This window comes from Pontibacterium sp., assembly GCF_041587635.1.
Lineage (GTDB): Bacteria > Pseudomonadota > Gammaproteobacteria > Pseudomonadales > Balneatricaceae > Pontibacterium.
Genome location: NZ_JBFGYC010000438.1, coordinates 1 through 3,475, shown reverse-complemented (window position 1 = coordinate 3,475; position 3,475 = coordinate 1). Strand labels below are relative to the sequence as shown.

Here is a 3,475-nt window from a genome sequence, read left to right as displayed (position 1 = left end):
TAACCCGGTCACACGATCGGTCACACCAACAAGGTCAGCATTTTCACGCGTGGTGGTTAACTCTGCGATGCAACCGTTGAGTTCAGTTTCAAGTACATCCGCTCGCAGGAGAGTCTGTTTCAAATAGTGTGATATCGCCGCTGTCATCACGCAGCCGACAATTAATAGTATCGGCGCCATCAAATCGTCAGCGGGCATGGACAGATAGACAGAAACGGAAAAAAGGAAACCTGCCGCCGCTGCCAGTAGAGCAGGACGAGGAAAACGTTTCACAACCGCACGCGTCTGTTTTTCTTCTTGTTGTTGATTCATGGATCTATTCCCGGCAGTGATACGGCTGAGTAAATACTGTTTCTGCGGGCAATGCAAACCAGATTCAAAAGCATGGCAGGAATCTACAAGAAATAAGAAGGATGACCAAGAGTACTCCCCCTGCATCCTCAGGAACCGCTGTCCACAATAAGGGCCAGTAACTGTCTCACTGACCCCAGTTATGATTACTTTGATTCAGGAATGTAAGCTCTTCGGTGGTGGAACTTCGACCCAGAATACGGTTACGGTGCGGAAAACGTCCAAAACGGACGACTTGGTCACGGTGTTGATGGGCAAAGTCCAATGCACCTTGCGCGATCACTTTTTTATGAGGTGGCACTTCCATCAGTACCTGCTCAAAGCAGGCGATGCTCTGGTCTTGAGCCTCAAGGTCTTCCGCATGTTCCAAGGGCATATAAAAGAACTGTCGTTCAGCAAAGTCCAACGCCTGATCATGACCTCGCCCTAATCCCATCCAGCACAAAGCCAACGCCCGCTCATCGCCACTGAATGCCTCGGGACTGCTGCGGTACAACGATCGCGTAAATTGATCCAGAAGAATAATCAGAGCCAAACGCCCACGCGGGCTTTCAGCCCACAAATTCAACTCACCACGCAATGCCTGACGCACACTGCTACCAAACAACTCTTCGATCAGCTGGTCTGTTTCATCACTGGCGCCCCACCATAGCGCGGTGCGGTCGGTACTGGGAAACCCCTCCTCCATGGCACCAAACCAGAACTGCAATATCTCTTCGATCTGTACACTCACAACGACGCCCTCAACTCCGGTGTTTGTATTGTTATAGAACATCCCCACGGTCTCTTAAAGGAAGAGTGCCACAGAAGCTGTAACTAACCATGTTCTACTGCGAAAAAACTCACCGTTTCTGATGCTTTTCCCAGTTATCACGTCGCTGAGTTTCGTTTTTTCGCAGCAAAATATAGGTCGCACCCAAACCGCCGTGCTGTTTTTGAGCAGAGTGAAAAGCCATTACTTCGGGGATCAACGGCAACCACTGGTTTAAGTAGCTGCGCATCACATTACCGGGGGCATCTTCGTGGCTGCCTCGTCCGTGACTGACTACGACGGAACGAATACCAAAGCCACTGCACTCGGTGATAAACCCCAGTAACTCATCCAGCGCCTGAGTCGGTGATTTTTTGTGCAGGTCTAGTCGCGCGTCAGACTGATATTTACCCAGACGCACGTTCCGGTAAACCCCATCCTGTACGCCATCCCGTTTCCACTCCAGCGGATCAAAGGGATGAAGCAATACCACTTGCTGAGTGGACAAACTTTCATGCACATCGCCTTCAGCTGCATGACGACGTTCCTTCAAACCGGCATCACCACGCTTATCCTGATGCCCGATCAGATCAGCTTTATCACTTTGTTTGGCCGGTGTTACACCTTCGCCCATCATCATATCCATGAAATCAAGATCGTCAGAACTCATATTTCCCCCACTACCCAAATTCCGCGGCAGTATAAACAATCTCAAGATTTGACTACAACGTACCGTCACGGTTCAGCATTTGCAGCAGGATACAGAATGCCTGAATATCCGTTCGTTGCGATCTCATTGCCAAAACTCAACGGCAATTGGGACTACCCGCAAATAACCACACAAAAAACATGATACAGATCAAATTACATATATATTGATTTATGTATCACTTTAAATCATCAATCGGTTACACAATAATCAACGCCTCTCTCCCAAAGCAAAAAAATAAAAGTGGAGCAAGTGAGCAGAGGTCTGATGCACATACGAAAGTTTCTCGCTGGAAGCTCAGCGAGCTATCGAAAATGCGTTCCTTTTGCTGACCGACTCTTCACATTGTGTACTAACAAAAATATGAGGTCCTGAAACATGTCGATGAGCGATCTGTATATCTACAACGATACCCAGATGAATCTCACCCGTGTGCGTAATGGCATTCTGGTGTTCACAGGCACTACTGATGACGGTACCGAGCTTCGCCTGGAAGTCGGCGAAGAAAAGAAGGTCAAGCAGCTCGATGTTCTGGCAGTTGATGCCTGGAGCTTTGTTGATCTGATCCCTGATGCATCTGCCATCCATGTTGGCCAGGTCAATTGGGAACAGCTGCAGTAATTGTTCGATAACCTCTGGGGTTCTCTCCCCCCTCAAGGTGACGGAAAGGGCGCATATAGCAATATATGCGCCCTTTCTTATGCAGCTCTTTTCTCAATCTTGAATGCAAGCTACAGTGTGTAAACATGATAAGTGACGCAACGTGAGGTTAGGGATGCTACGTGTTTTGATTGTGTTTGCAGTGCTGCTCGCGGGTGCAGCTGCCTATGTGTTCATGAACAAATCAATAGATCTTGATCTTCCCGGTGCCCCTCCTGCCGAGACTACCGAAACACCCAGCGTTCAATCAGAACCGGACAGCGAGGTGGTCAAAGAAGCCCGCAAACATATCAATCAGATTACAGCCCCACCCGAACAGTCGATTAATATCGAAACCGCTGACCATTTTGTGACCGCCTCCCAACTACTGAAATTACCGCAACAGCAGGTCGAAAGCAGTGCTGAACTGGAGATCGTGCAGGAATCCGGTAGCAAAACCTTTGGCGTGGAAACAGGCGCAGTCATCCCTGCACCCGTTTTTGTTGGTGATGAGATACTCAGTAACGGCAACCGTATCAAATTACAGGAACTGCTCGACCGGCCCGAAACCAGCGGTAAACAGGTGTATTACATACATGCAGTGAATGACGGTGATGAACAAGGCTTATGGGGCATTCTGCAAACCGGCCTGACCCGAACCTTTGCGGAAGGTATTAAGCTGGGCGAAAAGAAAGACAAACTGTATGTGGACATACCACAGCAGGCCGATGAGAAGCTGAACAACAAACAAAGCTCCTTCCTGGGCAAGGTACTGCAAAATAAAGTCAAAACCACCTACATCTATAATTATCGTAGCGGTCGTCTGGGCGACGATCCGGATCTGATCGAGCCGGGCCAGCAACTGATCATCGTGCAGTTCTCTGAGGATGAACTGATCCGTGTGTACAACCACTTTATCAGCCAGTAAGCAGGGAGTTTTTGATGATTGATCTTTATACCTGGGGCACTCCCAACGGCCGAAAAGTGTCCATCATGCTGGAAGCCTTGCGGTTGCAATATAATGT

The 3,475-nt window shown here is 48.8% G+C and carries 5 protein-coding genes; 2 read left to right on the top strand and 3 right to left on the bottom strand.

Going from position 1 to position 3,475, the window contains the following annotated elements; translation table 11 throughout:
- From ABYW01_RS17060 to smrA, 3 genes are all read right to left on the bottom strand, one after another.
- Positions 1 to 312, bottom strand: a 312-nt coding sequence (locus tag ABYW01_RS17060) for a hypothetical protein (RefSeq protein WP_372835039.1), incomplete at its 3' end; no start/stop codon positions are given.
- A 166-nt stretch (positions 313 to 478) separates the two neighbouring features.
- Positions 479 to 1,084: a DUF924 family protein gene (locus ABYW01_RS17055; RefSeq protein ID WP_372835036.1), complete on the bottom strand. Its 606-nt coding sequence runs from the start codon at positions 1,082 to 1,084 to the stop codon at positions 479 to 481.
- Positions 1,085 to 1,193: 109 nt separating this feature from the next.
- Entirely contained in the window at positions 1,194 to 1,772 is a 579-nt protein-coding gene (smrA, locus tag ABYW01_RS17050; protein ID WP_372835034.1) for a DNA endonuclease SmrA, read from the bottom strand.
- A 423-nt stretch (positions 1,773 to 2,195) separates the two neighbouring features.
- On the opposite strand from smrA, the gene ABYW01_RS17045 reads away from it, so the two are divergent.
- Positions 2,196 to 2,432, top strand: a complete 237-nt coding sequence (locus ABYW01_RS17045) for a hypothetical protein (protein WP_372835031.1) — start codon at positions 2,196 to 2,198, stop codon at positions 2,430 to 2,432.
- Between the two features lie 154 nt (positions 2,433 to 2,586).
- Positions 2,587 to 3,378, top strand: a complete 792-nt coding sequence (locus ABYW01_RS17040) for a hypothetical protein (protein WP_372835029.1) — start codon at positions 2,587 to 2,589, stop codon at positions 3,376 to 3,378.
- The last annotated feature ends 97 nt before the right edge of the window (positions 3,379 to 3,475 follow it).

Excerpts from the sequence above, each read along its gene's own strand:
- smrA (WP_372835034.1), bottom strand. The coding sequence starts at position 1,772 with ATGAGTTCTGACGATCTTGATTTCATGGATATGATGATGGGCGAAGGT.
- ABYW01_RS17045 (WP_372835031.1), top strand. The coding sequence starts at position 2,196 with ATGAGCGATCTGTATATCTACAACGATACCCAGATGAATCTCACCCGT.
- ABYW01_RS17040 (WP_372835029.1), top strand. The coding sequence starts at position 2,587 with ATGCTACGTGTTTTGATTGTGTTTGCAGTGCTGCTCGCGGGTGCAGCT.